Raw genomic sequence first — 26269 nt, forward strand, 5'->3', positions numbered from 1 at the left:
GTGGCAGCGTTGCGTTTCCGCTCATTGTCGCACAAAAAAAGGAGGCCCGGCAGGGCCTCCATACTATCGGTTGACTAGTCGATGACCGCCGTTCCCGGGCCGCCCTCGTCGTAGCGGTGGCAGGCGCACTGGTGGTTCGGCTTCACCTCGACCAGCGGGGGCATGACCTCGTCGCAGCCCTCGACCTTCGCGAAGCAGCGGCCGGCGAAGCGGCAGCCGGGCGGCGGGTCGATGGGGCTGGGCACGTCGCCCTCGAGGATGATACGGTCGCGCTTCGTGGCCGGGTCGACCGACGGGATGGCCGACAGGAGCGCCTGCGTGTACGGCGACAGCGGGTCGGCGTACAACGACTTCTTCGGGGCGATCTCCATCATCTTGCCCAGGTACATGACGCCCACGCGGTCGGACACGTGCTTCACCACGTTCAGGCCGTGGGCGATGAACAGGTACGTGAGGCCGAACTGCTCCTTGAGCTCGTCCAGCAGGTTCAGCACCTGAGCCTGGATGGACACGTCGAGCGCCGACACCGGCTCGTCGCACACGATGAGCTTCGGGTTCACGGCGAGCGCCCGAGCGATGCCCACGCGCTGGCGCTGGCCGCCCGAGAACTCGTGGGGGTAGCGGTTGCGCATGTAGTTCGCCAGGCCCACGCACTCCAGCAGTTCGTTCACGCGATCCTCTACCTGGTCCTTCGGCAGGATGTTGTTGGTGAGGATGGGCTCGGCGATGATGTCGCCGATGCGCATGCGCGGGTTCAGCGACGCATAGGGGTCCTGGAAGATCAGCTGGATGTCCTTGCAGTAGGCCTTGCGCTCCGCGGGCTTCATGGCCGTGAGGTCGTGCCCGTCGAAGATGATCTTGCCGGACGTGGGCTTCAGCAGGTTCACCAGCATCTTGCCCACGGTGGTCTTGCCGCATCCCGACTCGCCCACGAGGCCGAACGCCTCGCCGCGGCGGATCTGGAAGCTCACGTCGTCCACGGCCTGCACGTGCGAAGTGGCCTTGCCGAAGAAGTTCGTCTCGGCGGCGAAGCGCTTCGTGAGGTGCTGGACGTCCAGCAGGATATCCTGCTGGGGCGCGGACGGCACGTCCGCGCCCGCCTGCGGCTGGGCGGCAGCGGCCTTGTTCCCGTTGCTCTCGCTCATCGGCCCGCCTCCTCGCTCTTCTCAAGTTCCTCTAGCTCTGCCTCGCGGATCTCCTCGCCGGCCAGCAGCGCCTCGGCCGTCTCCACGTTGCGCGCCGCCTCGGCGTCGGCATGCGCCTCGGCCTCGCCCTCGGCGATGGCGGCCGCGCTCTTGGCCTGGCCTTCGGCGTTCTCGTACAGGAAGCACCGCACCTTGTGGCCGCCCACGTCCACCAGGTCGGGGATCTTCTCGCGGCAGATGTCCATGCAGGAGTCGCACCGGTCGGAGAAGTGGCAGCCCGGGGGCATCTCCAGCGGGTTCGGCACCATGCCCTTGATCATGTACAGGCGCTTCGAGTCGTCGTCCTCCAGGCGGGGGATAGACTTCAGCAGGCCCAGCGTGTAGGGATGCATCGGATGGTCGAACAGCGTGCGCACCTCGGCCTCCTCCACCACCTGGCCGCAGTACATGACCACCACGCGGTCGGCCGTTTCGGACACCACGCCCAAATCGTGCGTGATCAGCAGCACGGCCATGCCGGTGTCGTCGCGCAGGCGGCGCAGCAGATCGAGGATCTGTGCCTGGATGGTCACGTCGAGGGCCGTGGTGGGCTCGTCGGCGATGAGCAGCTTCGGGTTGCACGACAGCGCCATGGCTATCATGACGCGCTGGCGCATGCCGCCCGACATCTGGTGCGGGTAGTCGTCGATGCGCTTCTCGGGGCTCGGGATGCCCACCTTGCGCAGCATGTCTATGGCGCGCTCGCGCGCCTCCTTCTTCGACACGTTCTCGTGCGTGCGGATGGCCTCCACGATCTGCTTGCCCACGCGGTACACCGGGTTGAGCGACGTCATGGGCTCTTGGAAGATCATGGCCATGTCGTTGCCGCGCAGCTCGCGGTACTCGCGTTCGGACAGCGTCACCAGGTCCTTGCCCTCGAACTCCATCGAGCCGCCGGCCACGTGCCCCGGCTCGGCCAGGAGGCCCATGACCGAGAGGCTGGTCACGGACTTGCCGGAGCCCGACTCGCCCACGATGGCCAGGATCTCGCCGGCGTCCACGTCGAAGCTCACGTCCTCGACGGCCTTGACGATGCCCTTCTTGACGGGGAACTCCGTGGAGAGGTTCTTCACCGATAACAGCATGCGATCACCTCTTCCTTGCTTTGGGGTCCAGGCCGTCGCGGATGCCGTCGCCCAGCAGGTTGAACGCCAGCACGGTCAGCGTGATGGCCATGCCGGGGAAGATCATGAGCCACGGCGCGCGGAACAGCTCGTTGCGGCCGCGTCCCAGCATGTCGCCCCACTCGGCCGCCGGAGGCTGCACGCCCAGGCCCAGGAAGCCGAGCGCCGCCGCATCCAGGATGGCGGTGGAGATGCCGAGCGTCGCGCGCACGATGATGGACGGCAGCACGTTCGGCAGCACGTGGCGGAAGATGATGGCGGCGTTGGAGTCGCCCACGACGCGCGCTGCGGCCACGTAGTCGTTCTCCTTGATGGAGAGTATCTCCGAGCGCACGATGCGCGCGTACTCGGGAATGGACACCAGGCCGATGGCCACGACCGCCTTCTCGATGCCGGGCCCGAGGGCCGCCATGATGGCGATGGCCAGCAGGATGGAGGGGATGGCCAGCATCATGTCCATGATGCGCATGATGATCGTATCCGCCTTGCCGCCCTTGTAGCCGGCGATGGAGCCCAGGAGCACGCCCACCGTCAGCGAGATGGCCACGGCGGCCAGGCCCACGGTCAGCGTGATCTGCGTTCCCACGAGCACGCGGCAGAAGATGTCGCGGCCCTGGATGTCGGTGCCGAACCAATGCTGCGCCGAGGGCCCGAGCAGAGACTCGCTCAGGTTCTGCGCGTACGGGTCGTAGGGCAGCACGCTCGGCACGAACTTCGTGACCAGCGCGATGATGATGAGCAGCAGGATGAAGATACCGCTCACGAGCGACGCCTTGTTCGACACGATGCCGGCGAACACGTCCTTCCAGATGCTCTCGCGCTTCTCCTTGGCCGGCCCGCCGTTCAAGACGATCCCGGCGGCGGGCTCGGTTGCGAGCTTCTGCTTCTTTCCCATCGATATCACCCCTCTTCCTTCGCGCCGTACTTGATGCGGGGATCAAGGTAGGCGTACACGATATCGACGACAAGGTTCATGATCACGAAGATGACCGCCACCAAGAGCACGATGCCCTGGACGACGGGGAAGTCGCTCTTCAGCACGCAGTCGACGGCGAACTTGCCGATGCCCGGCCAGGCGAACACCGTCTCGGTGAGCAGCGCGCCGCCCAGGAGGCTGCCGAACTGCAGGCCGATGACCGTGGAGATAGGCAGCATGGCGTTGCGCAGCGCGTGCTTGATGTTCACGGTGCCCTTCTTCAGGCCCTTGGCGCGCGCGGTGCGGATGTAGTCCGCGTTCAGCGTCTCGAGCATGCTCGAGCGCGTCATGCGCGTGATGATGGCCATGGAGTACAGCGACAGCGCCACCGTGGGCAGGATGAGGTGCACGAGCACGTCGCCCAGCGCCTTCCAGTCGCCCCGCATGATGGTGTCGAGTATGAAGAAGCCCGTCCCCCCGGTGGGTTGGAGCAGGGGCGTCACGCGCCCGCTCGAAGGCAGCACGTGCAGGATGCCGGCGAACAGCAGGATGAGCAGGATGCCCGACCAGAAGATGGGCATGGAGACGCCCACGAGGGCCACCACCATGCTCACGTTGTCGGCAAGCTTGTTCTTCTTCACCGCCGCCAGCACGCCGAGGGCCACGCCCAGAAGCGATGCCACGATGATGGCGCAGATGGCGAGCTCGGCCGTGGCGGGGAAGCGTGCGGCGATCTCGGCCGTGACCGGCTGGTGCGTGTAGTAGGACGTTCCGAGGTCGCCCTGCACGGCGCCCACGATGAAGTTGATGTACTGCATCCAGATGGGATCGTCCAACCCGTTGTCCGCGCGCCACGTCGCCATCGCCTCGGGTGTTGCGTGCTCGCCCAGAACCACCGGAGCCGGGTCCGGGGCCAACACGCGCGTGATGAGGAAGATGATGATCGTAACACCCAGCAAAACGGGAATCACCATGAGGATTCTCTTGAGGATGTACTTGAGCATAAAGCCCCTTTCTTACCTGTCCTGCTCCGTTATCCGAACGAATACAGGAACGAAGCCGAAGACCCGTGGCCCCCGGCTTCGGGCACGCCAAACCGTCCTTGGCGTGCAGATCATCAGATCGTTTACGACCGGATGACAGTGTAGCGCAAGTGCGGCCCGCACGCGACGAGAATACGACGTGCGGGCCGCACAGGGAAAACCCGGCGCCCTCGCGGGCGCCGGGGAACAGCCTTTACGCTTCCTTCGAGACGCCCTTGAAGAACACGACTCCCGTCGGATGGTAGTAGAAGTCCTTGACCTTGGGGCTGTAGCCCAGCAGGTTCTTGGAGTGGGAGATGAGCACCCACGGCTGCTTCTCGGCAACCATTTCCTCGCACTGCAGGTAGATGGCGTCGCGCGCGTCGCCATCGGGGGTCTTCAGGCCCTCGGCGATGAGCGCCTTGTACTCGTCGTCCTGCCAGTGGGCCACGTTCATGGACCAGTTCGTGTCGGCGAGCAGGTTCATGAAGTTGTCCGGGTCGCCGTTGTCGCCCGTCCAGCCGTAGAAGCAGATGTCGTACGGGTCCGTCTGCACCTTCGTCTTGTAGGTGGTCCAGTCGTACTGCGTGATGCTCAGCTCCACGCCCACGGCGGACAGGTAGCCCTGGATCATGTTGGCCAGGTCGCTGCCGCCCTTCTGGTTGTAGGGGCGGGCGGTGGTGTAGGTGATGCACTGCAGCGACGTGATGCCCTTGTCGGCCAGCGTCTTCTTGGCGGCCTCGGGATCGTAGGCCGTCTGCTTGACGTCCTTGGTGTAGGGGGCCATCCAGGTGGGCATGACCGAGTTCGCCACGGTGGCGTAGTCGCCGTAGATGGACTTCACCATCTCCTCGACGTTGATGGCCTGGGCCACGGCCTTGCGGACCTCCTGGTCCGTGCACTTGCCGGTCTCGGTGTTGAACGCCATGTAGTTGATGGTCATGCCGTCCTCGGAGAACAGCTCGAAGCCGTTGTCGACGATCTGGTCGGCCGATGCGGGGTCGACGCTGGAGATGATGTCGCACTCGCCGTTGATGAGCGAGGTCAGGCGCGTGTTGCCCTCGGCGATGATCTTGAACACGAGGTTCTTCGTCTTGGGAGCCTCGCCCCAGTAGTCCTCGTTGGCCACGAGGGTGACCGAAGCGCCCTTCGTCCAGTCGACGAACTTGTAGGGGCCGGTGCCCACGGGGTTGGTGATGGCCTGGCCGTCGGTGGCCGCCTCGATGGCGCTCGGCGCCACGATGGGGGAGGCCAGGGCCATGGCGAGGTTCTTCACGAACGGGGCAGAAGCCGCGCGCATCGTGATCTTCACCGTGTAGTCGTCAACGGCCTCGACGCTCGCGACGCCGTTGTCCGCCTCTTCCTCGCCGAACACGAACGACGCGTAGGGCATGTCGGAGTTGCGGTTGGGCTCGAGCTGGCGCTCGATGGAGGCCTTCACGGCCTCGGCGTTGAAGTCGGTGCCGTCGTGGAACTTGATGCCCTCGTTGAGCTTGATGGTGTACACCAGGCCGTCGTCGGAGATCTCGGGCAGGTCCTTGGCCAGGCAGGGCGACACCTTCGCGTCGGTCTTGCCGTACTGGTACAGGCCCTCGTACATGTTGCAGGACACCACGGCGGACTCGCCGTCGTCGAAGTACGCCGGGTCGACCGCGCGCGGGTCGGCCGTCAGGCTGTACGTGATGGTGTCGGCCGTGCCGCCGGCGGCGGGGGCGTCCGCGCCCTCGTCCTTCTTGGCGTCGTCGCCACCGCCGCAGCCTGCCATGCTGACGAGGCCGAAGCCTGCCGCCGACACGCCGAGCAGCTCCATGAACTGACGCCTGCTGAACGCACTCTTGCTTTCCATAGGGGTATGTCTCCTTCCCTCAAACCCCGCGCGTCGCGGGGCCCTCCTTCGAGCTTTCAGCTCGCGCGCGGTACGTCGCATCCTGCGGCGACCGTCGCGTATCCGTATACTTTATTACAATAAAGCGTAAGGAAGCGCAACAAAACCGCCCGAAACGCGATATTAATCTGCCGAGCGCACCAATTGGCCCCCGAAAGGCAGCGGAAGGGGCGGCGGGCGGAGGGCCTCGCTGCCGGGCCGGCCGCTTACGCGAGGGCGCGCCTGCGGAGCCTGCTCTGCCAGCCCGCTCGCGGTAGGGCCGCAAGAGGGCCTGCGCGCCGAGCGGCTTGCCGCGATCGGGATTGCCCCCTTCCCAAGGCCGCCCGGTTGGTGCTATGCTTCGTCCGACCCGGAAAGCCCGACCGAAGAAAGGCCGCAATGCCCTCAACCGCCCACACCGCAGCTTTCGCCGACAGCGTGCCCAACACGTTGCCCGTCGGCGCGTGGTGGTGGAAGAGAAGGCATTGATCCCGGGTCTCGCATAGGCTTCTGTTCCGCGCATGCATACACAGAAGAGCCCTCGGAGATCCGGGGGCTCTTTTTGTTTGCGCGGACGGAGGATGAACCGCGGCGGGGACGCCGCAGCAACGTGAAAGGAACCATCATGACCGAGAACGCGCCGCACCGCCTGTACCTGCGAGAAGACCAGATCCCCGCGCAGTGGTACAACCTGCGGGCCGACATGCCGGAGAAGCCCGAGCCCATCCGGCTGCCGAACGGCGCCGTGGCGCGCCCCGAGGACCTCGCGCCCGTGTTCTGCGACGAGCTGGTGGCGCAGGAGCTCGACGACGACACGGCCTACTTCGACATCCCCGAGCCCGTGCGGGAGATGTACCGCATCTACCGGCCCTCGCCGCTATGCCGCGCGTACAACCTGGAGCGCGCACTGGGCACGCCCGCGAAGATCTACTACAAGTTCGAGGGCAACAACACGTCCGGCTCCCACAAGCTGAACTCCGCCATCGCGCAGGCCTACTACGCCAAGGCCCAGGAGCTCACGGGCATCACCACCGAGACGTGCGCGGGCCAGTGGGGCACGGCGCTCGCCGAGGCCGCCGACCACTTCGGACTCAACCTGGACGTGTTCATGGTGAAGTGCTCCTACGAGCAGAAGCCGTTCCGCCGCAACATCATGGAGACGTTCAAGGCCAACGTCATGCCCTCGCCGTCGGACACCACGGCCATCGGCCGCAAGATGCTTAGCGAGCATCCCGATTCCACGGGATCGCTCGGCACGGCCATCTCCGAGGCGGTGGAGCGCGCGCTGAACATCCCCGAGAACAAAGGGCGCTACACGCTGGGCAGCGTGCTCAACCAGGTGGTGCTGCACCAGTCGGTCATCGGGTTGGAGAGCTACGCCGCTTTTCAAGAGCTGGGCGAGTACCCGGACGTGGTGATAGGCTGCGCGGGCGGCGGGTCGAACCTGGGCGGCCTCATCGCGCCGTTCATGCGCGACACGCTGCGCGGCGAGCGTCCCGACACGCGCTTCGTGGCCGTGGAGCCCGCGAGCTGCCCCTCGCTCACGCGCGGGCGCTACGCCTACGACTTCGCCGACACGGGCCAGACGTGCCCGCTTGCCAAGATGTACACGCTTGGCAACGGCTTCCAGCCCAGCGCCGACCACGCCGGCGGCCTGCGCTATCACGGCATGAGCCCCATCGTGTCGAAGTTGAAGCACGACGGCTACCTGGAGGCCGTGGCCGTGAGGCAGACCGACGTGTTCGCCGCCGCCGTGGAGTTCGCGCGCTTGGAGACCATCCTGCCCGCGCCCGAGAGCGCGCACGCCATCTACCAGGCCATGGAGGAGGCGCGCCGCTGCGCCGAGACGGGGGAGGCCAAGACCATCCTGTTCGGCCTCACCGGCACCGGCTACTTCGACATGAAGGCCTACGACGCCTTCAACAAGGGCGAGATGGTCGACCACGAGCCCACCGACGAGGAGCTGGAAGCCGGCTTCGCCACCATCCCGCACATCGAGGGCCTGCAGTAGGAGGCGGCCCTCGGCCGAGGCCGGAGGAGGGGAGTCCCCCTCCCCGGCCGACCGGCCGCGGCCGCTTGGCAGCGGTCGCGCTCTCCGCTTGGCAGCGGGCGCGATACCTGTCGGGGGCGCCACACCATGCGAGCGGGTCGCCTGGGCTGGGAGCTGCGTCGCGTTACGCGGGAGCCCTGCGCTCGAGCTTCGCACGGGGGACGCCGCACTGCACGGGGATCGCACCGAGCGGGAGCTCCGTAAAGAGCAGGGGCGCCGCCCCGGGTAGGGAGCCGCGCCGCGCAGGTGATGGCTGTCTCCGCATAGGCCGGTGTTTTTGTCACGCGAAACCGTCCTTCCTGTCAAAAAAGAGCCGGTTTGGCAATCGAGAAGCGCGTTTCGAGGCGCCTTTCGACAGGTCGCCTCGAGAAAGGCCAGGTCGCCTTTTTGAGCGTTACGTTGTCGATTGCCAAACCGGCTCTTTTTTGACAGGAAGGGCCGGAATCGGCGGCAGATCCCGGCCTTTCAGGCTCGCAAGGGCGGCCTGCGGTTCCGGCAGCGTTCTCTGGCGCGCTGCGAACGGGGATTCACCCGCCGTGCAGCGGGTCCATCAGGCGGGGCTTCGCTAGGCTCGCCCGCCCGCCCCGCTGCGGCGCGCCTGCTCGGGCGCGCGTCTGCATCCTAGCCGGCAACCGTTTCGCCTCATGAGACGAAACGGTGCTACCATGGTTCCATGAGCCTTTTCCGTGCCGAGCATATCGCCCTGTCCTACCGTCGCGGCGGCGAAGCCGTGCCGCTTCTGCGCGACGCGTCGCTCTCGCTCGAGGCGGGCGCGATCTGCGACCTCGTGGGGCCCTCGGGCGCGGGGAAGTCGACGCTCCTGCGCGCGTGCGCGCTCATGCTGGGGCGCGACTCCGGCGAGCTCTACCTGGACGGACGGCCCTCCTCGGCGTTCAAGCCGACCGAGTGGCGCCGCCAGGTGTGCCTCGTGCCGCAGCAAGCCGCGCTCGTGGCGGGCACGGTGCGCGACAACCTGGTGCTCCCGTGGAGGCTCAAGGTGAACGCCGGCACGCAGCCGCCCGCCGACGACGAGCTCGCGCGCCTGCTGGACGCGGCCGAGCTCTCCGACGTGGGCCTGGCCCGCGACGTGTCGCAGCTCTCCGGCGGCCAGGCCGCTCGCGTGGCGCTCCTGCGAGCGTTCGCCACGCGCCCCCGCGTGCTGCTGCTCGACGAGGTGGACGCGGCGCTCGACGACGACTCCGCGCTCGCGGTGGGACGCCTCACGCGCAGCCTCGTGGACGCGCGCACCGCCTGCCTGCGCATCCGCCACCGCGCCTCGGACGGCTTCGCGTCCGGCACGTTCACGCTGGCGGACGGCGCGCTCTCCTTCGCGGCGGCGGGCGGGGAGGGGATGCGCCCGTGACCGACGGCGTGGTGGACATCGGCTACGTGGAGCTCTTCTCGGCGAGCGCCCTCATGCTCGTGGCGGGCCTCGTGTCGTGGAAGCTGGAGCTCGGGCAGACGCGCCGCATCGCCGTGTCGTCGGTGCGCTGCTTCGTGCAGCTCCTCGCCGCGGGCTTCCTGCTCACGTACCTGTTCGAGTTCCAAACGTGGTGGCTCGTGCTCTTGGTGCTGGCGGCCATGGTGATCGCCGCCACGCAGATCGCCACGTCGCGCGTGAAGAGCCGCATCCCCGGGCTGGTGCCCGCCGTGTTCGTCTCGCTCTTCGTGTCCTCCACCGCCATCGGCCTCATCGTGGTGGAAGGGGTCGTGCACGCCGAGCCGTGGTACAACGCGCGGCAGCTCGTGCCCATCGTGGGCATGATCATGGGCAACGCCATGGCTGCCGTGGCCGTGGCCATCGATAGGCTGTTCGCGGACATGGACGCCCGCGCGCCCGAGATGTTCTCGCTCGTGGCGCTCGGGGCGACGCCGCACGAGGCGGCCGCCCCCTCGCTCAAGGCCGCCATCGGGGCGGGCATGACGCCGGTGCTTGCCAACATGTCGGCGGCGGGCATCGTCACGTTCCCCGGCATGATGACCGGCCAGCTGCTCGCGGGCGCCGACCCGCTGGCCGCGGCCAAGTACCAGATCGTGGTCATGCTCATGCTTTCGGCGGCCAACACCATCGCCATCGTCATGGCGAGCTACCTCACGTACCGCCGCCGCTTCGCCCCCGATGGATATTATTTGGACAAGGGCCTGCGCGGATAGGCCGTACCTTATAATCGGCAAGACGCGAAAGGAATGCACCGTGGCTGACGAGAAGGCGTTTTCCCATATTACGGTTACCACCGACGATGATGACGACGTCGTCATCCAGGCGGGCGCCCGCGCGGTTTCGCGCCCGGTCCCCTTACCCGTGCCGGAGCCCGATTGCGCGCCCGTTGCCGAGGAACCTGCGTCCGGCGAGGCCGCCGCGGAAGAGGACGCATCCGGCAACCCGTCTTCCAGCCGCTCGGGCGAGATGCCGCGGTCCTCGGAGGAGCCCTGTCGCGAGCAGCGGCTCGAAGATCTTTCGGGAGCACCCATGCCCAAGGCCCAGAAGGCCGTGCTGGCTACGGCGCTGCTGCTCATCGTAGGGTTCGCCGCATACTACTTCTTCTTCATGCGCTGATGCGCTCTCCTCAAAGGCAGGAAGGTCGAACGATGCCAAAACACGCTGCAAGCAAACCATCCGGGGCCCCGTCGGATCCCGATCGCATTCCCGATGCCGGCGGCCCTGCCGCAGACGACCGCGACGAGCGCATCGGCCTGACGGAGGCGTTCGCGCCCGTCGGCGCCGACCCGGTGGCCGCAGCGCCCGAGGCTCCAGCCGACGACCGGGACAACGCCATCGGCCTCACCCAGGCGTTCGCCCCGGTGGGCGGTGCTCCGAGCGGCCCGGCGCATGCCGGCGGCTTCAGCTACAAGGGCGACACCGACGACGAGTACCCGGACGCCTTCGACAGCCTCGAGCCGCGCGACACGCCGTCGCTGCTGCTCGACGACGAGGCGCCCCTGGAGCCCGAGCCGCCGAAGGGCCTCCACGGCAAGAAGGACAAGACGGACGTGCCCCCGCATATGCGCAAGTCGCGCCGCATGCGCCGCGTGCTCATCGTGGTTATCGTGCTGCTGGTGGTGCTCATCGGCGTTCTGGGCTACCTCACCTGGCGCCTCGTCACCGAGAGCCAGACGCTGGCCGCCCAGCAGACGCAGCAGCAGCAGGACGCGCAGGAGGTGACCGCCATCCAGCAGGAGGAGACGAAGGACGCCTCCACCGAGACCACGAAGAAGACCGAGGCGCCGAACCTCGCCGCCGTGCTGGGCCTCGGCCAGGACGAGGCCCTGGCTGCGCTCGCCCATGGCGCCCAGGTAACCGCCTCGAAGGACGTGAACGAGGAAGGCAACCCCATCAAGAAGGACGTGACGGTGGCTTTGACCGACGAGCCGGCCGACACGCGCACGGGCACGCCCACGGTGTACCTGGGCCTCAACGAGGAGGGCAAGGTCGTGCAGGCGGGCTATTCCGCCTCCACCGCCGCGCTCGGCTACGGATCGAGGAGTTTCGCTGATATCGTCCAGAATGATCATGTTGTAGAAAGAACATTGCAAGAGGCTGGTGTTCCTGTTGCCGAAGGCTCTGCCGTGCTTCCCGAGGACAAGATGGTTTATACCACTATGGATTCCAGTGGCACTAGGGTCGTGAAGGAGAACTGCTCGTTCTCGGGCACGGTCGACCTGAACGGCGCGCCCCACGAGTGGTCCGCGGTGCTGTCCTATAACTACACCACCGCGAACATGTCCGGCAACCTTGCCGACACCATCCGCATCATCTACGTGTACATCAACGCTTAGGGGTTCCGGCGGCCTCCTGGCCGCCGGAACCTGCCGACGCTGCGGCCGGCCGTGGTGCCCGATCTTGCCGCGATCCCGGAGGCTCGCGTACCGCAGTACGCTTCGCCTCCGCAATACCGCCAACCTCGGGCACGGCCGGCCTCGCTAACTTGCTACGACAATATGCGATCCCGTTTTCGCGCCTTCTCACGCCCCGTGCGGTCGGAAGCCGAAGTACTGCTCGCAGGCGTCGGCGAAGGCTGCCTCGTCGGGCAGGGGGATGCGCTCCTTCTTGCCGTCTTTTCGCACGGTGAGCATGTCGTCCCAGATGGCGAAGTAGCCGTTCGGCGTGCGCAGGTTCGCTATGCGGTGGTCGTGGAACTCCGTGCCCGGACGGGAGCAGGCAAGGTTGAGCGCGTCGAAGTCCCTGTCCATCACGGTTGCCAGGCACAGCTCCAGCTCGGTCTGCATGCGAGAGGGCCCCTCGATGCCGTAGAGATCCTTCTTCGCCCCGGTCACGCGATCCACGGCCCACCAGTACGCGTCGATGCGGCGCGCGGTGAACGACTCGCCGCGGATGATCTGCTCCTGTCCGTCCGCGAGCGAGAGCGAGGCCGAGGGCAGCGGCCCGCCGAAGCCCACGTCCACGAGGACCTCTTTGCCGTCCAGCTCCACGAGCACGGCGCGGTGGTTGATGGGATCTTTCACCTTGGCCCCGCATACGGCGCGGCACAGGCACGGACGCACCCGGTAGCCCAGGCTTGCCAGCAGCGCCTCGAACAAGGCGTTCAGCTCGAAGCAGTAGCCGCCGCGGCGTTGCGCGACCAGCTTGTCGAACACCCGGGCCGGCTCCAGGTCGGGCGGCTCGGTGCAGCGGTACATGTCGATGGTCTCGAACGGGATGGAGCACTGGTGCGCGTAGACGAGTTCGTCGAGCGCCTCCCGCGTGGGACGTTCGGGCCGCTCGAGCCCGAGGCGTGCAAGGTAGGCGCGCGTCCTTTGCGCGCCGAGAGCGAATTCGCCTTCCATAGATCTCCCCTGTTCGGTCTACGGTGCCCGGGCTTCCCCTGCGCCCGAGGCGTCACGTGCCAATGATAACGCAAAACGCACGCAAAGTGGGATGGGCCTTCCATTTTGCTCGATGCGGCCGCTTGCATGGCGGGCGGGCGCAGGCCGACAGGGCGGGCGGAACGCGACCGGCGCGGCGGCCTACTCGGCCTCGTCGGCCTTGCGGGCGGCGCGCACGTTCTCGAGCGAGATGGTGGGGATGCGCACGAGCATGAGGTACAGCAGGAACAGGGCCACGCAGCCCAGGACGATCCAGACGACGGGCTTGCGGACGAAAAAGGCGCTGGCGCCCATGAGCACGAACGACACGGTGAGTATGCGCACCTTCGTGGCAGCGGGGATGCCCCCGGCCTCCTTGAACGCGGCCACGTAGGTGCGGTAAACCTTCGTGGAGACGATCCACGCGTGGCAGCGCGGCGACGACCGCGCGAACAGGAACGTGGCCAGAAGGAGCAGCGGGGTGGTGGGCAGCACGGGCACGAACACGCCGATGCAGCCTATGACGCAGGCGATCCAGGCTCCGGCGAGCATGAGCAGGCGGGGCAGGCGATTCATGGAAGTCCTTCCGTAGCGGTGGGCGGACGGTGCTCCTCGGCGGCGTTTCGCCGTTGGCAGCAGTATACCGAACGCCAAGCTCCGCGGGCGGAATCCGCGGGGTTTTCCCGACGGGCGGCCTCGTGTCGGGCGTGCGTGTGGCGCAGGGCGACTTCGCCGCACTCCGAACAGCGCGTCGGCTGCCGAACTCACGTTGCCTTGTATCTTGGTTGGACATCTTCGGAGCCCCCCCCCTTTTTTTTCTCGCATACCGCCGTCTTTCGGAAAAATGTGCACGATGGGGGATATTTCTCGGTCGTTTTTATTGACGGGGGGGGGGGCGCTTTCTTTAAGCTGATCTAAGCCGTAACGTTTACGGCTTGGGCGCAAAGCATGCGAGCGGGGTTTTCGCAGCAGGCGGCGAAGCGTGTGCGACAACGTATCAGCACGGGGAAAGGGCAGGCTATGAGGTGGAAGAAACGGGTCAACCAATCATTAGCGATCGCACTGACTGTTGCCCTTGCCTTTGCGATGAATGTTCCAATTGCTGCTTGGGGAGATGCGCGGGATCCGGCTTTTGACGTGCCAGGCGCTGAACCTGCTTCCCTTGCCGAGCCGACCGCCGCGCAGCAGTTCGAGGCGCTGGTGGCCGAGCTTCCCGAAGCGAACGCCGTAACAGCCGCGGACACCGATGCCGTGTCGACTGCTCAGGCTGCTTATGATGCGCTCGCCGAGGACGAGAAGACGCTGGTGACGGTGAGCTTCGAGAGGCTCGCAGCCGTTGCAGCCGCCCTCGCGGCGCTGAGCACGCCGGAAGCTCCGGATGCCGAGACGCAAGCGTTCGAGGTTATGATAGGGGATCAAGGGTATTCGACGCTTGCTGACGCGATAGGCGAGGCTCAATCAGGCAGCACGGTTGTCCTCAAAGGCAATGTTGCCCTTACGGAAACGCTTGACATCGACAAAGGCCTAACGATCGAAGGCGGTGGGTTCACGGTGACGGCAGAAGGACTTGCACCGGCTATCCAGGTGAGCACGTCCGAGCCTGTTGTGATCAAAAATATCACCCTGACGGGTGTGCAGCGCGGGATCAAAATGAATAACAGCGCCGTGAATCTTGCATTGACTGGCTGCACCATCAATGCTTCGCTTCGCGGCATCGACTCTCCTTCCCTGATGTACAGCGGCGTTAGCCTTATCCTTGACAACACCACCATCAATTGCTCCGACGTTTCTGACTATGATACGCAGGTGAAGTACGATCAATCTTGTCGCGGGATATCGCTCTGGAATATCAAGAATTCGCAGGTCACCCTGCAGAATAACAGCTCTATCAACGGATTTTCGTATTGTATAAACGTGAGCGGCGATCCAAGCGAGAGCGGGGTGAGCGATACAGCCGGCTTGAAGGTTGATGTGGTTGATTCGACGTTGCGTGGGTGGACGGGCTTTAATATTTGGGGTTCTTCTGCTGTGTACACTATAAAAGGATCAACGGTCAAAGGCGTAAACACAAGCAGTGCTACATCGAATTCTTTTGCTGCAATCGTCTTTAACGACGATATCTACGATCAGTTCGCCCAGGCTCATGCGGTGAACAACACGCTCTCGATTGCGGATTCGACGATCACGAACTTCCAAGGGGGCTCGTGTACGGAAAATCTTCTGCGTATAGACTGCGGCATCACCAGGCTGATTCTTTCTGGTGAGGTCGAGTTTAAAGACACAACGGGAAACATTGCTGCTGCGTTGCAGCTCGACTCTATGGATGATCCTAATGAATTCCTGCAAAACAATGTGGTCTACGAGAGCGGCGCAAATGTTATATGCACGGCTCCTTCGGCGGCGGAGCTTCCGTTCAGTCCGGCGTATGCCGCTCATTACTACTGGCCCAATAACAACGGCGGCACGACGGGAGTCAATTGCGCTGATTTGACGGACATCTTCACCGGCAATGGGTACACCCTTTGCAACGGCGAATCGATAGACCTGTTGTTGGATGCTGCCCTCTCCCAAAATGTCGTTGTGGCGTTGAATGAGGGCGCTGGGGAGTTCACGCTCAATCTGAAAGGGCATCGGATTACCGGAGGCACAATATCCCTTCCTGCTGGCACGTCGGTAAAAACGGACGTCCAGAATACCGGGGTCTTTGTCGCGGCGGAAGGCTGCGAGTTAAAGGAGCGGGTCGATGGCGCGGTGTACGTATACACGAGCGTCCAATCGACTGCCGTTGCCCAGATTGGCGAGGGCGAGGCTGCAAAGAAATTCGAAACTCTTCAAGCAGCCATCAACGCTGCGCAATCCGGCGACACCGTGAAGCTTTTGAGCAATGTCGATCTGGGCGATGCCCCGAGGATCGATGTGATTGACAAGGAACTTGTCCTCGATCTGGCTGGATTCACGCTGACACGGTCTGGCGGTGTGATAGCTACTTCGAACTCCGTGGTCACCGTGAAAAACGGGTCGATTGTCGGCCTGTGCTTGAATTCGACGAATGGAGCTGAATTCGTTTCCGCGATTACAGCTGGCCGAGGATCCAAGTTGACTATCGCGGCCGATGCGAAGATCTCTGGACCCTTCGGCATCGGGATTGGGGCTCTTGGAAAAACAGAGGATGCCGCCACGGCGGGAGAGGGCACTGTCATCGAGGTCTATGGGACCGTGTGCGGTACTGACGAGGCTTCCGCTCTCGAGTGGAGCGGCACAGGCGCGATCACCATTAATGGGAACGTAACAAGTCTTGCAAACCATGCCACCGTGCATGTCCGCCCCGGAGCCAAGCTTGTTGGGACGCGAGGTACCGATCAGAATATCAATTACGCTACCGGGCCAGCTATTTACGCTGCTGGTTACGGTGAGTGGATCATCGATGAAGGAGCCGCTCTCACAGGCGACGAACCATTGAGCATCAAAGCCGGCAAGTTCACTGTCAACGGGGGGACGTTCACCGCTCAAGGGGAATACTGCGATCCCGTTACTGCCCATGATGGCGGAAGCGAGGCCACTGGTGCTGCTATCAGCATCACCAAGAACGGCTCGTATGCCGGACAAGTAAGCATGGAGATACTCGGAGGGACATTCGTCTCGGAAAACGGGTTCGCATTATTCGAAACAGATTCTAAAAAATACCCCGGTAGCCCCATGGCCCCGTCGTCGCCTCTTTTGATTAAGGGCGGAACGTTCAGCGGCAAAATGGGCGCCTTGTCCGTCAAGCATGCGACTGGATTCGTGCAAGGCGGCACGTTCTCGAGCGATCCTTCGGCTTATGTGGCAACAGGCTATGCAGCGACGCAAGACGGCGGCACGTGGACGGTTGCCGCGTGCAGCTTCGCGGAGATGACCATCGACGGAACGGCCAAGACCTATAACGATTCGCAAGCCTTCATCGGCGATCTGGTGGGTGCAACCGGCAAGACGATCGGTATCAAGATGCTCGCCGATGTGGATGTCGACGGATTCATCCCCATTGCCGAAGGGCAGACCGTAACGCTCGACATGAATGGCAAAAAACTCACGAGCTCGTATGCTGGCTCCTTCATCCGGAACAACGGAAACCTCACCATCACGGGCAACGGCACCATCTACACCACCGACATTGGGGCGCAGGGCCGTCATGCTGTCGAAAATTATGGAACGCTGGTCATCGAGAACGGCACGCTCGGCAGCAACAAGAGCCGCGGCAACGCCGTGCGCAACTTCGGCACGGCCACCATCAAGGACGGCACCTTCACAGCGTGCGACAACTACACCAATGGCGGATATGCATATGCTGTTGCGAACGGCAGCTCCGCTCATCCGAACGCGACGATGGTTGTTGAAAACGCGACGGTACGGGGCAATATGAACGGTGCGATTGCCTGCGACGGCGGAACCCTCACAATCAAAAACGGCTCGTACACGCTGGGCGACGGCGAGGCTAACAACCTCTTCAGACTTGCTTACGTGTCCGGCAACGGCACGGTGAACATCGAAGGCGGCGAATTCGTCCGAGATGTGAAAAATGACTACGGCTTCTTCGGCGGAGGAGACGGGACCGAGGGAACGACGGAGGGTATCAACATCTCCGGCGGCACGTTCACTGATCGGGTGAACGGGGCTATCCGCTTCGATTCCGGCAGGACGCGCATCTCCGGCGGCACATTCAATGGTGGCCTCGTGTCGGGAGGGAAAGCGACCGTGACGGTGACGGGCGGCACGTTTGCAGCCGATCCCCTCAAGGACGGGTTCGTAGCTGATGGCTTCGTCGTCAAGCCCAACGGCAGTGGCGCGTTCGTGGTGTCCCAGGTCACCGATGCCAGCAAGATCCAGGTGACCGACGAAAGCGGCAAGACCGTGGATGCGGTGGGCACGATGGGCGAGGCGGTTGACAAGGTTGCGGCGACGGGCGGAACGCTGACCCTCATGGACGACGCGACCGAGGCTGCTCCCATTGCGGTTGAGCCCGCTGCAAGTGGGCAGCTTGCGAGCGTCTCCATCGACCTCAACGGCAAGGCTCTGAACGCCTCCATGACGATCGGCCATAACGCCACCTGCACCATCGCCGACACGACCGGCGTCGGCACCCTCAAGACCAGCACATCTGATCCAGCGGTTGCCGTTTCGGGTGCTTTGACCGTTGCGGGTGCGGTAATTGAAAATGCCCAGGGCAGCGCTGTCAAAGTAGCTCCGGGTGCGACACTGACTATCGACGGCGGTGTGGTGCGTGCTCAGGCCGCTCCCGCTCCCGTAAAGCTTATGGCGGCTGCAACATCGACAGAGCAATATGGCATTGTCGCCGAGTCGGGAACTGCTGAAAACCCGACGAAGGTTAATATCTCCGCAGGCAAGGTGCTTGGCACCACGGGTGCTCTTTCCGTTGGCGAAAACGTAACCACCAACATCACCGGCGGCGCGTTCAGCCATAACGTGGCGTCGCTTCTCGCTTCCAACTATGCCGAGAGCGAGGTAGGCGGCCTGTTCTACGTAGCCAAGGACGGCATGTACGAGGTTTCCGCGTACAAGGCCGATCCCGCCGATTCGGCCACATGGGCATACCCTGATGGCGCTAAGGGTCAGGTGTTCGCCGGCTGGTATGCGGACAGTGCTTTCAGCACGCCCTTCACGGCCGCTTCCGGTCAGGCCTACGCCAGGTTCGTGAACGTGAGCGACATCATCACCTTCAAGGGCGGCTCGCTGAAGATGGGCGGCGATCCGGCGACTTCTACGAGTCTTCGTTTTGGATACTCGTTCACGTTGCCTGGAGATGTTTCGTTTGAGAATGCAGGCTGGTCTTACCTGAACCAAACCACTGGGGTAACAGCCAGCTTCGATATGAAAAACTGGGTGTTCAACGATATTGACGGAGGCGTTTTCGAGTCGTATCTGGTGGTCACGGGAATTCCGGCTGCGAATTACAGGGATGGCATAGCGACCGAGTTGTTCGTGAACTACGCAACGGCAGATGGCACGCCGGTGCATTTGGAGGACACGGCCTTCCAGTCCCGTTCCGTCATGCAGGTAGCGCAGTCAATACGGGAATCCTCTTATGCTCCCGCCGTGGAGAAGGAATATGCAAGCAAGATTCTTGCTGTAACGCAAGCCTAAGTAGAAAGGAAGAACGTGAATTCGAAGACGTATGAGAAACCAGCCATGGATGTTGTAATGCTTGAGGCTGAGGATGTGGTGTGTACTTCCTCGGAAATTCCCGGCGAGAATCCGGAACCATTCCCCGGCTAGAAGGCATTGAAGCGCGTTATAACGTTTACGTCGGGCTGCGTTGCGTCGGCATTTCAGCGGTGGGCTATGGGCCGGTTCCATCATGGGCCCATGCTCGCCGACGGTTTCCGAGTCGCAGCCCTTCGCATAAGGTAGGTGCCTTGTGGCAAAACCTATAAAAGCAAAACTTGTCGTTGGCGTTTCCGCTGCAGTGCTTGTTGCGGCGGTTGGGGTTGCGGTGTGCATCGACTCGCTGGGGGATGAAGCCTCGAAAGAGCCGACCGATCTTCAAGCTGTCGAGGTGAACGATATCGCTGTCGTAAGGGAGGGGGCATCTGGCTCCGAGGTGGGTTCGGAGGCTGCCGAGTCCGGAAGTCGAGTCCCATCTGAGGGCGACGCTACCGCATCCGAGGGCAGCGTCGCCGCCGAATCCAGTTCGCCGTCTTCTGGCACAGGGAATTCGCCTGGGGGGAACGGCCAGGCCGATAACTACATGAGCTTCGACGATGGCGGCAGCGACGGAAGCAGCGAAGGCGGCGACCATGCCGGCGTTGCGGGCGAGGACCAGTCTTCGGAGAACCCGAGTTCTCAGCCGGATTCCGATGGCGAGCAGTGGACCGGCTACTACTAGAGGACGCGGCCGAGCCGGTGCCATCGTTCGACATCAACCTGGCGGGGGAGCGCATCTGCGTGTCCCCGCTGCATGAGCGGGTGCGCGCGCTGTGCGGGGACTACCTCTGCGACGGGGTTCCCGCTCTGCGCGTCCGCACCGCGCAGGCCGACATCGACGCGGAGCGGGACGGGCCGCAGTGGTCCGACGCCTACCTGGAAACGCTCGCGGTCTACCGCAAGATCGCGGAATGGCTGCCGACGCGCGGGCGGATGCTCGTGCACGGGGCGGCCGTGGCGTTTCAGGGGCGGGCATACCTCTTCTGCGCGTCCAGCGGCACGGGCAAGTCGACGCACGTGGGGCTGTGGCGCGAGCATCTGGGCAGCGCCGTCACCGTGATCAACGGGGACAAGCCCATCGTGCGCGTCCCCGCCGACGGCGGACCGGCCGTCGTCTACGGCACGCCGTGGGCGGGCAAGGAGGGGTGGCAGGCCAACACGTCGGCGCCGCTCGCGGGCATCTGCCTGCTCGGGCGCGCGGAGCCGGGGGCCAGCCGCATTCGGCGCGCGCGGCCGGCCGAGCGTCTGGACGCCGTGCTGCGCCAGGCGTACCTGCCGGCCGACCCGCTGGCGGCGGGCCTCACGTTGGAGCTGCTCGATGCGCTCCTTGCGCGCGTGCCCCTGTTCGATCTAGCTTGCGACGTGTCCGAGGACGCGGTGCGATGCAGCTTCGAGGCGCTTTCGGGGCGCGCCTACGACGACTGGAAGATCTCGAATTGAGGGAAGAGGAGGCGCGGATGGCGCGCATCAAGGACGGCTTCGTGCTGCGGGAGGTGGCTGGGCAGGCGGTGGTCATCGCCACGGGCGAGGCCAGCGAGGGCTTCCACGGCATGATCAAGCTCAACGGCACGGGCAAGCGCATCTGGCAGGGGCTGGCAGAGGATCGCGCGGATGAGGACATCGCGGCCGACCTCGCAAAGGAGTACGGCATCGACCCAGGCCAGGCCACGGCAGATGTGGCGGAGTTCGTGGAGCGCGTGCGCGAGGCGGGCTTCCTCGCGTGACCGCCGCCCAGTTCGAAAGCGCCCTGCATATCGAAGACGTGCTCGCGCGCGAGGGCGTGTTCGTGGGCACCATGGCGGGCTCCAGCATGTGGCCCCTGCTGCGGCATCGGCGCGACACCGTGGTCATCCGCCCTTGCGCGGCCCGGTTGCGCGCGGGCGATGTGCCGCTGTACAGGCGCGGGGACGCCTATGTGCTGCACCGCGTGGTGGAAGTGCTGCCCGACTCGTACGTGATCTGCGGCGACAACTGCGCGGAGCTCGAGCGCGGCGTGCGCGACGAGCAGATGGTGGGCGTGCTGGAATCCTTCTACCGCGGCGAGCGGCCCGTCAGCCTGGACTCGCGCGCCTACCGCGCCTACGTCCGAGCCTGGCGCGCGCTCTGCCCGCTGCGTTGCGCATGGAAGCGCATGCGAGCCCGGGCGGGCCGCGTGGCTCGGTCGCTCGCGAAGGGGCGCTCGTGAGCACGCGGCGCTGGATCGTGCGCGTTGCCGGGCGCGCCGCATGGCTCGTGGCGGCGCTCTGCGCGCTGCAGGCGGCCATGGCGGCGATCGGCGTGTCGTTCGCCCTGCTCATGCGGCAGGCCATCGACCAGGCGGTGGCGGGCGCGGCCGAGGCGTTCTGGGCGGCGTCGCTCGCGTTCGGCGGCCTCATGCTTCTGCAGGTGGCCCTGCTCGCGGCCAATCGCCACCTCTCCGAGCGCGCCCGCGCCTCGCTCGACAACCGCTTCCGGCAGCGCGCTCTCTCAGGCGTGCTCGGCCAGGACTGGCGCACGGCCTCGTCCTTCCACACGGGCGCGCTCATGAGCCGCATGACCTCGGACGTCTCCGTGGTCACGGAGGGCGCGGCCTCCTTCGTGCCGTCGGTTGCGTCCATGGGCGTGCGCATCGTCGGCGCGCTCGCGGTGCTCTACCTGCTCGTGCCGGCGCTCGCGCTCGTGTTCCTGGCGGCGGGCTGTGCGATGGCGCTTCTGTCGGTCGCGCTGCGCGGGTGGCTCAAGCGCCTGCACCGCGGGGTGCAGGACGCCGAGAGCGACGTGCGCTGCTTTCTGCAGGAATGCCTGGAGAGCCTGCTCGTGGTGCACGCGTTCGGCGTCGAGGGCAAGGTCGAGGGCGTGAACGCGCGCAACATGGACCGCCACCTGCGCGCCCGCATGCGCAAGGCCGATGCGTCCAACCTGTGCAGCACCGGCCTCATGCTGGCCATGCAGGCGGGCTACGTGCTGGGCTTCGTCTGGTGCGGTTACGGCATCCTGCAGGGCACGGTGAGCTACGGCACGCTGATGGCGGTCATCCAGCTGGTGGGCCAGATCCAGTCGCCGTTCGCCAGCCTGGGCGGCACGTTCTCCAAGTACTCGTCCATGCTGGCCAGCGCCGAGCGGCTCATGGAGCTTGACGGCGACGGCGGCGGGCGCGAGGAGTCGCGCGTCGATACGGATGCGCAGGAGCTGTACGAGTGCATGGAGGCGCTGCGCTTCGACGACGTGACGTTCGGCTACGGGCGCGACCTTGTGCTGGAGGGTTTCTCGCTCGCGGTGCCGAAGGGGAGCTTCGTGGCGGTGACCGGCCCGAGCGGCCGTGGGAAGAGCACGCTCGTGAAGCTGCTCTTGGGGGCGTGCTCGCCCGCTGCCGGCGAGGTACGCCTCGAGGGCCCGGATGGGAGCGTTCCCGCAGCCGATGTGCCGGCGGGGTTCTTCGCCTACGTGCCGCAGGGCAACCTGCTCATGTCGGGCACGGTGCGCGAGGTGGTGGGCTTCGCCGCGCCCGACGGTGAGGTGGACGACGCGGAGGTAGAGCGCGCCTGCCGCGTGGCCTGCGCCGACGGGTTCGTGCGCGAGCTTCCCGACGGCTACGGCACCGTGCTGGGCGAGCGCGGCGCGGGCCTCTCAGAGGGGCAGATGCAGCGGCTGGCCGTGGCTCGCGCGGTGTACTCCGGCGCGCCGGTTCTGCTGCTGGACGAGGCGACCTCGGCGTTGGACGCGGCCACCGAGCGTCGGATGCTGGAGAACCTGAGGACGCTGCCTGGGCGGACGGCCGTCGTGGTGACGCATCGGGCAGAAGCGCTCGCCCTCTGCGATGAGGTGGTTGAGATGGGGGAGGTGCGACATGGGCGCTGAAGGCGACGTTGGCGCGCGGGCCGCGGAGGGATGGCGCGCTTCGGGGCTCTACCTGGCGCATCTCGTGGACTGCGCGCTGCACGGCGCAGCTCCCGAGCCGCTGCCGGAGGGTGCCTCGTGGGAGGAGGCGCACGCGCTCGCCGCGCGCAACGGCATGGAGGGAGCCAGCTGGCATGCGGCCATGCTGCGCGACGACGTGCCCGGCGAGCTGAGCCGGCGCTGGGCCGCCGAGGCCGACATGACGCTTCTGCGCCGCCTGCGCTTCGACGTGGAGCGCGAGCAGGTGCTCGCAGGCCTGGCGGCGCGCGGGCTATCGTACCTGCCGTTGAAAGGCGTGCTCATAGCCGGGTACTATCCGGCTCCCGAGATGCGCTCCATGGCCGACAACGACATCCTGTACGGCTTCGTCGAGCCTGACGAGCAGGGCGGCTTCCGCATTCGCGGTGTTGACGAGGCCGAACGCGAGCGCACGACGGCGCGGGCCGTGCGCGAGGCGGCCGCCCTCATGGCCGAGCGCGGTTACGAGGCCGTGTCGCTGGAGAAGGGAAATCACGAGAGCTTCCACAAGGAGCCCAGCTTCAACTTCGAGCTGCACCGGCGCCTCGTCGCGTCGTCCAGCCCGCACGCGGCCTACTACGCCAACCCCTGGAAGCGGGCGCTGCGCGACGAGGCCGACTCGCATCTGCTCCGCTTCTCGGACGAGGACGAGTACTTGTACTTCCTTGTGCATGCGCACAAGCATTTCGACGCGTCCGGGTGCGGCATCCGGTTCCTGGCCGACCTGCGCGTGCTGATGGATGCCAAGGGCGAGGGCATGGACTGGGGCTACGTGCGGGGCGAGCTCGAGTCGCTTGGCCTCGCAGACTTCGAGGCCTGCTCTCGGACGCTCGCGGACGCCGCATTGGGAGGAGCTTGCAGCCTGGCCGGGCCTGACGGCGGTCCGCTTCTGAACGGGGTGCAGGAAAGACTGCTCATGCACTTTCTGGGATGCGGCACCTACGGTACCTTGCGGGTGCGCGTTGGTCGCCAGCTGGAGAGAATCGTCGCGAAGAGCGAGGGCGACCTGGCGCAGGCCAAGCGCCGCTACCTGTTCGAGCGCACCTTCATCCCCGAGGATGTGATGAAAGACGCGTTTCCGGCGTTCCACCGCCACAAGGCTCTGCGTCTGCTGCTTCCTGCGTATCGCGCTTGCCGGGGCTTGGCACGTCACCCGAAGCGAATCTGGCGGGAGCTTAGGATGCTGATCGAGGCGCGATAGCTGCCAACCGGCTTTCATCCTTCGGGTGCGCGAAGGCGTTGCAGGGCATCCTGGGCGTCTATGGGAACTTTTTGGGGGAATTCACCCCTTGCATCTTCCGCTTGCCGTGCTACAATAGGCGGGCTGTTTACACAAGCGAGGGGAAACCCTCCACCTGATTCGGCGCTTCGGCTGCTGATGGGTCGCTCGAATACGGGGCCGCACGCGGCCCGGTCATGAGAATCGAACCCGTCGCTTTCCGGAGCGGCGGGTTTTTCATTGAAGCGCGCAAGCGCGGAAGAATGGGAGGTGAGCGCGATAGCTGCTCAAGAGCCTCGGCTCAACGAAGAAATCACCGTCCGGGAATGCCGTCTGATCGGCTTCGACGGCGAGCAGATGGGCATTTACGTCACGGCGGAGGCCCAGCGCGTCGCGGACAACCAGGGGCTCGATCTCGTGGAGATCGCCCCGAACGCCGAACCGCCCGTGTGCCGCATCATGGACTACGGGAAGTTCAAGTACGACCAGGCCATCAAGGCCAAGCAGGCCCGCAAGAACCAGAGCAAGGTCGAGACGAAGGAAATGAAGTTCCGGCCGAAGATCGACGTGGGCGACTACACGACGAAGAAGAAGCACGTCATGCGCTTCCTCGACGCTGGCAACAAGGTGAAGATCACCATCATGTTCCGCGGGCGCGAGATGGCGCACCCGGAGCTGGGCCTCACCATCCTGGAGCGCCTGGCCGACGACCTGAAGGACGAGGCGGTCATCGAGAACCAGCCGAAGATGGAAGGCCGCAACATGCACATGCTCATCGCCCCCCTGCCCGCAGCGGTGGCGGCGAAGAAGAAAAAGGAAAACGAGAAGAAGGAAGCTGAAGGGAAGGACGAGTAATGCCCAAGATGAAGACCCATCGCGGCACCGCGAAGCGTTTCCGCGTCACCGGTTCCGGCAAGATCATGCGCTCGAAGGCCTACAAGAGCCACATCATGACCAAGAAGAGCCAGAAGCGCAAGCGCAACTTCCGCCACGAAACCGAAGTGTCCAAGGCCGATCAGAAGACCGTCGCGCGCGGTCTCGGCCTTCGCTAGAGAAGGAACAGGTGATAGAACATGGCTCGTGTCAAGCGTGCAGTCAGCGCCCATAAGAAGCGTCGTACCGTCCTCAACCGTGCCAAGGGCTACTACGGTGCGAAGTCCCGTTCCTACCGTGCCGCGAAGGAGCAGGTGCAGCATTCGCTCCAGTACATGTACCGCGACCGCCGCAACAAGAAGCGCGAGATCCGCCGCCTGTGGATCACCCGCATCAACGCGGCCGCCCGCATCAACGGCATGAGCTACTCGGTGCTCATGAACGGCCTCAAGAAGGCCGGCGTGCAGCTGGACCGCAAGGTGCTGTCCGACATGGCCGTCAACGACCCCGCGGCGTTCACCGCCATCACCGAGGTTGCCAAGAAGGCCCTGTAGCAACCTGCGGGCCTTCGGGCCTGCAGAGCTTTCTGCGCCGGAAACGAACGGCGCCATGAAGAAAAGGCCCCGCATCGCGGGGCCTTTTGCGGTGCTCGACGGGGCATCGGGCGTAACAGGGAGACGGGGACAATGTCACGCCCCGTGGAGGGGATGGGCGTCTTACGCTTCGGCAAGATCCCGGTCGTGGCCATCTTCGTGCTCCCAGCCATCCAGGTGGCACAGCTCGTCCACGCCGGTGAGCGTGCGGGTGAGGTAGGCCTGCACCACTTCGCGCGCGCTTCCGTGCGCGCCGGCTATGACCTCGATACCTGCGTGACAGAACACGTTCGCCACGTCGTAGTCGATGGCTCCCACGATGAGCGTGTCCACGCCCATCTCCACGAGCAGAGCCACGAGCTTGGGGGCGGCCAAGCCGGGGTTCGGCAGGTTCTGGCATTCCACGATGATGCCCCGGTCGACCCGGTAACACATGTAGCTGGCGCATTGCCTGAAACGGGGAGCAACTTCCAAGCCTTCGCTGGCTACTGCGATCCTCATGAGCACCCTTTCCATTCGATCTGACTCC

At 65.1% G+C, this 26269-nt stretch carries 23 protein-coding genes; 15 read left to right on the plus strand and 8 right to left on the minus strand.

Annotation, left to right across the window (positions count from 1 at the left end):
- Nucleotides 1-74: 74 nt before the first annotated feature.
- From LB310_RS14020 to LB310_RS14040, 5 genes are all read right to left on the minus strand, one after another.
- Nucleotides 75-1145, minus strand: coding sequence for an ABC transporter ATP-binding protein (locus tag LB310_RS14020; protein WP_301155251.1), 1071 nt, complete (start codon nt 1143-1145; stop codon nt 75-77).
- Complete coding sequence (locus tag LB310_RS14025; protein ID WP_096228274.1) at nt 1142-2269, minus strand: ABC transporter ATP-binding protein; 1128 nt, start codon at nt 2267-2269, stop codon at nt 1142-1144. The genes LB310_RS14020 and LB310_RS14025 overlap by 4 nt, the downstream gene beginning before the upstream one ends.
- Before the next feature lie 4 nt (nt 2270-2273).
- Nucleotides 2274-3203 (minus strand): nickel transporter permease, encoded by a 930-nt coding sequence (nikC, locus tag LB310_RS14030; RefSeq protein ID WP_301155252.1) that lies wholly within the window; start codon nt 3201-3203, stop codon nt 2274-2276.
- A 5-nt stretch (nt 3204-3208) separates the two neighbouring features.
- A complete protein-coding gene (locus LB310_RS14035; RefSeq protein ID WP_301155253.1) occupies nt 3209-4228 on the minus strand; it encodes an ABC transporter permease in 1020 nt (339 codons plus the stop codon).
- Between the two features lie 232 nt (nt 4229-4460).
- Nucleotides 4461-6092: an ABC transporter substrate-binding protein gene (locus tag LB310_RS14040; protein WP_301155254.1), complete on the minus strand. Its 1632-nt coding sequence runs from the start codon at nt 6090-6092 to the stop codon at nt 4461-4463.
- A 643-nt stretch (nt 6093-6735) separates the two neighbouring features.
- Between LB310_RS14040 and LB310_RS14045 the strand changes: the two genes are divergently transcribed.
- The 5 genes from LB310_RS14045 to LB310_RS14065 all read left to right on the plus strand — a co-directional run bounded on the left by LB310_RS14045 (nt 6736) and on the right by LB310_RS14065 (nt 11937).
- Nucleotides 6736-8121 (plus strand): TrpB-like pyridoxal phosphate-dependent enzyme, encoded by a 1386-nt coding sequence (locus LB310_RS14045; RefSeq protein ID WP_301155255.1) that lies wholly within the window; start codon nt 6736-6738, stop codon nt 8119-8121.
- 712 nt (nt 8122-8833) lie between these two features.
- Complete coding sequence (locus tag LB310_RS14050; protein ID WP_301155256.1) at nt 8834-9523, plus strand: ATP-binding cassette domain-containing protein; 690 nt, start codon at nt 8834-8836, stop codon at nt 9521-9523.
- Entirely contained in the window at nt 9520-10314 is a 795-nt protein-coding gene (gene fetB / locus LB310_RS14055; RefSeq protein ID WP_301155257.1) for an iron export ABC transporter permease subunit FetB, read from the plus strand. The genes LB310_RS14050 and fetB overlap by 4 nt, the downstream gene beginning before the upstream one ends.
- A 40-nt stretch (nt 10315-10354) precedes the next feature.
- Nucleotides 10355-10717: an SURF2 Surfeit locus protein 2 gene (locus LB310_RS14060; protein WP_301155258.1), complete on the plus strand. Its 363-nt coding sequence runs from the start codon at nt 10355-10357 to the stop codon at nt 10715-10717.
- Nucleotides 10718-10749: 32 nt separating this feature from the next.
- On the plus strand, nt 10750-11937 hold the full coding sequence (locus LB310_RS14065; protein ID WP_096228282.1) for a histone-lysine N-methyltransferase: 1188 nt from the start codon (nt 10750-10752) through the stop codon (nt 11935-11937).
- Nucleotides 11938-12123: 186 nt separating this feature from the next.
- On the opposite strand, the gene LB310_RS14070 is transcribed toward LB310_RS14065, so the two are convergent.
- Both LB310_RS14070 and LB310_RS14075 read right to left on the minus strand, forming a co-directional pair.
- Nucleotides 12124-12945 (minus strand): arylamine N-acetyltransferase, encoded by an 822-nt coding sequence (locus LB310_RS14070; protein WP_096228283.1) that lies wholly within the window; start codon nt 12943-12945, stop codon nt 12124-12126.
- A gap of 180 nt (nt 12946-13125) precedes the next feature.
- Nucleotides 13126-13539: a YbaN family protein gene (locus LB310_RS14075; protein WP_087190516.1), complete on the minus strand. Its 414-nt coding sequence runs from the start codon at nt 13537-13539 to the stop codon at nt 13126-13128.
- Nucleotides 13540-13983: 444 nt separating this feature from the next.
- Here LB310_RS14075 and LB310_RS14080 point away from each other — a divergent pair, with 444 nt between their 5' ends.
- The 10 genes from LB310_RS14080 to rplT all read left to right on the plus strand — a co-directional run bounded on the left by LB310_RS14080 (nt 13984) and on the right by rplT (nt 25701).
- Entirely contained in the window at nt 13984-19101 is a 5118-nt protein-coding gene (locus tag LB310_RS14080) for a hypothetical protein (protein ID WP_301155259.1), read from the plus strand.
- 274 nt (nt 19102-19375) lie between these two features.
- Nucleotides 19376-19843 (plus strand): hypothetical protein, encoded by a 468-nt coding sequence (locus tag LB310_RS14085; protein WP_301155260.1) that lies wholly within the window; start codon nt 19376-19378, stop codon nt 19841-19843.
- Nucleotides 19825-20601 (plus strand): hypothetical protein, encoded by a 777-nt coding sequence (locus tag LB310_RS14090; RefSeq protein WP_301155261.1) that lies wholly within the window; start codon nt 19825-19827, stop codon nt 20599-20601. Before LB310_RS14085 ends, LB310_RS14090 begins: the two co-directional genes overlap by 19 nt.
- Nucleotides 20602-20618: 17 nt before the next feature.
- A complete protein-coding gene (locus LB310_RS14095; protein WP_278805390.1) occupies nt 20619-20885 on the plus strand; it encodes a PqqD family protein in 267 nt (88 codons plus the stop codon).
- Nucleotides 20882-21346, plus strand: a complete 465-nt coding sequence (locus tag LB310_RS14100) for a S24/S26 family peptidase (protein ID WP_301155262.1) — start codon at nt 20882-20884, stop codon at nt 21344-21346. Before LB310_RS14095 ends, LB310_RS14100 begins: the two co-directional genes overlap by 4 nt.
- Complete coding sequence (locus LB310_RS14105; RefSeq protein ID WP_301155263.1) at nt 21343-22998, plus strand: ABC transporter ATP-binding protein; 1656 nt, start codon at nt 21343-21345, stop codon at nt 22996-22998. The genes LB310_RS14100 and LB310_RS14105 overlap by 4 nt, the downstream gene beginning before the upstream one ends.
- Nucleotides 22988-24256, plus strand: coding sequence for a nucleotidyltransferase family protein (locus LB310_RS14110; RefSeq protein ID WP_301155264.1), 1269 nt, complete (start codon nt 22988-22990; stop codon nt 24254-24256). Before LB310_RS14105 ends, LB310_RS14110 begins: the two co-directional genes overlap by 11 nt.
- Nucleotides 24257-24544: 288 nt before the next feature.
- Complete coding sequence (infC, locus tag LB310_RS14115) at nt 24545-25129, plus strand: translation initiation factor IF-3 (protein WP_172623289.1); 585 nt, start codon at nt 24545-24547, stop codon at nt 25127-25129.
- Nucleotides 25129-25326 carry a 50S ribosomal protein L35 gene (rpmI, locus tag LB310_RS14120; protein WP_015540216.1) on the plus strand — a complete coding sequence of 66 codons (198 nt, stop codon included), beginning with the start codon at nt 25129-25131 and terminating at the stop codon, nt 25324-25326. The genes infC and rpmI overlap by 1 nt, the downstream gene beginning before the upstream one ends.
- 21 nt (nt 25327-25347) lie before the next feature.
- Nucleotides 25348-25701 (plus strand): 50S ribosomal protein L20, encoded by a 354-nt coding sequence (gene rplT / locus LB310_RS14125; RefSeq protein WP_015540215.1) that lies wholly within the window; start codon nt 25348-25350, stop codon nt 25699-25701.
- A 162-nt stretch (nt 25702-25863) separates the two neighbouring features.
- On the opposite strand, the gene LB310_RS14130 is transcribed toward rplT, so the two are convergent.
- The gene (locus tag LB310_RS14130) at nt 25864-26256 is read right to left on the minus strand and encodes a NifB/NifX family molybdenum-iron cluster-binding protein (RefSeq protein ID WP_331712899.1); all 393 of its coding nucleotides are present in this window, start codon (nt 26254-26256) and stop codon (nt 25864-25866) included.
- Between the last annotated feature and the right edge of the window lie 13 nt (nt 26257-26269).

It is taken from the genome of Gordonibacter sp. RACS_AR49 (genome assembly GCF_030418435.1).
GTDB classification, from domain to species: Bacteria; Actinomycetota; Coriobacteriia; order Coriobacteriales; family Eggerthellaceae; genus Gordonibacter; species Gordonibacter urolithinfaciens.

Bases quoted from the DNA above. Each gene is read 5' to 3' on its own strand.
- nikC (WP_301155252.1), bottom strand. From the start codon at position 3,203: ATGGGAAAGAAGCAGAAGCTCGCAACCGAGCCCGCCGCCGGGATCGTC.
- LB310_RS14070 (WP_096228283.1), bottom strand. From the start codon at position 12,945: ATGGAAGGCGAATTCGCTCTCGGCGCGCAAAGGACGCGCGCCTACCTT.
- LB310_RS14050 (WP_301155256.1), top strand. From the start codon at position 8,834: ATGAGCCTTTTCCGTGCCGAGCATATCGCCCTGTCCTACCGTCGCGGC.
- LB310_RS14080 (WP_301155259.1), top strand. From the start codon at position 13,984: ATGAGGTGGAAGAAACGGGTCAACCAATCATTAGCGATCGCACTGACT.
- LB310_RS14075 (WP_087190516.1), bottom strand. From the start codon at position 13,539: ATGAATCGCCTGCCCCGCCTGCTCATGCTCGCCGGAGCCTGGATCGCC.
- LB310_RS14025 (WP_096228274.1), bottom strand. From the start codon at position 2,269: ATGCTGTTATCGGTGAAGAACCTCTCCACGGAGTTCCCCGTCAAGAAG.
- LB310_RS14020 (WP_301155251.1), bottom strand. From the start codon at position 1,145: ATGAGCGAGAGCAACGGGAACAAGGCCGCTGCCGCCCAGCCGCAGGCG.
- LB310_RS14110 (WP_301155264.1), top strand. From the start codon at position 22,988: ATGGGCGCTGAAGGCGACGTTGGCGCGCGGGCCGCGGAGGGATGGCGC.
- rplT (WP_015540215.1), top strand. From the start codon at position 25,348: ATGGCTCGTGTCAAGCGTGCAGTCAGCGCCCATAAGAAGCGTCGTACC.
- LB310_RS14045 (WP_301155255.1), top strand. From the start codon at position 6,736: ATGACCGAGAACGCGCCGCACCGCCTGTACCTGCGAGAAGACCAGATC.
- LB310_RS14040 (WP_301155254.1), bottom strand. From the start codon at position 6,092: ATGGAAAGCAAGAGTGCGTTCAGCAGGCGTCAGTTCATGGAGCTGCTC.
- rpmI (WP_015540216.1), top strand. From the start codon at position 25,129: ATGCCCAAGATGAAGACCCATCGCGGCACCGCGAAGCGTTTCCGCGTC.
- LB310_RS14130 (WP_331712899.1), bottom strand. From the start codon at position 26,256: ATGGAAAGGGTGCTCATGAGGATCGCAGTAGCCAGCGAAGGCTTGGAA.
- LB310_RS14095 (WP_278805390.1), top strand. From the start codon at position 20,619: ATGGCGCGCATCAAGGACGGCTTCGTGCTGCGGGAGGTGGCTGGGCAG.
- LB310_RS14035 (WP_301155253.1), bottom strand. From the start codon at position 4,228: ATGCTCAAGTACATCCTCAAGAGAATCCTCATGGTGATTCCCGTTTTG.
- LB310_RS14065 (WP_096228282.1), top strand. From the start codon at position 10,750: ATGCCAAAACACGCTGCAAGCAAACCATCCGGGGCCCCGTCGGATCCC.